We start from the raw sequence: 521 nt of genomic DNA, 5'->3' as shown, positions 1-521 counted from the left end.
CACCACTACCTAGGTGAGCGTCGTTGTGTTTTTCGGCGAACCGACCCTTGAAGCTCCCGCGCATACACACCCAACGAACTCACTAACACATCCCCTAACCCAAACCCTAAAACACCCGAAGGCACTAACAAATACCCCACAGGCCACCCCACCACAACCAGCACACCCGCCAAACCTATCACCACTACTACAACCAGCCACGCCCGCACTTTCAGAATCCGTTTAAACACCACCGAAAGCACAATCCCGCCAGCAGTCACATTAACCACTGGAACAATCAACGGCGTCATATCATACGCCCCTTGATGCCCAAAAGGCGGCGTACTAATCGCCAAAAACGCAACAATAGCAAGCCCAAGCAGAATTAATAACACTAACGCTAACGCATCCCCAGCCACCGCGTTCTGCTGCTCCCGCTGCCGCTCACTCCGCAGCCAGACAAGATGCCTCGCATACTCAGCATTACTCATCCGGTACACACGCCACGCATGGTAATACCCTAATAACACATTCCCCGAATA

Annotated in this window: 1 protein-coding gene; it reads right to left on the bottom strand. The window is 53.0% G+C overall.

The window, feature by feature from the left end; all coding sequences use genetic code 11:
- Positions 1–5 precede the first annotated feature (5 nt).
- A partial coding sequence (locus D8M23_RS11645; RefSeq protein WP_446737551.1) for a hypothetical protein occupies positions 6–521 on the bottom strand: 516 nt, incomplete at its 5' end.

This window comes from Rothia sp. HSID18067, assembly GCF_003989445.1.
In the GTDB taxonomy this organism is placed as follows: domain Bacteria; phylum Actinomycetota; class Actinomycetes; order Actinomycetales; family Micrococcaceae; genus Rothia; species Rothia aeria.
Note: the sequence above shows the minus strand (reverse complement) of the source record. Positions and strands in the feature narration are given on the sequence as shown.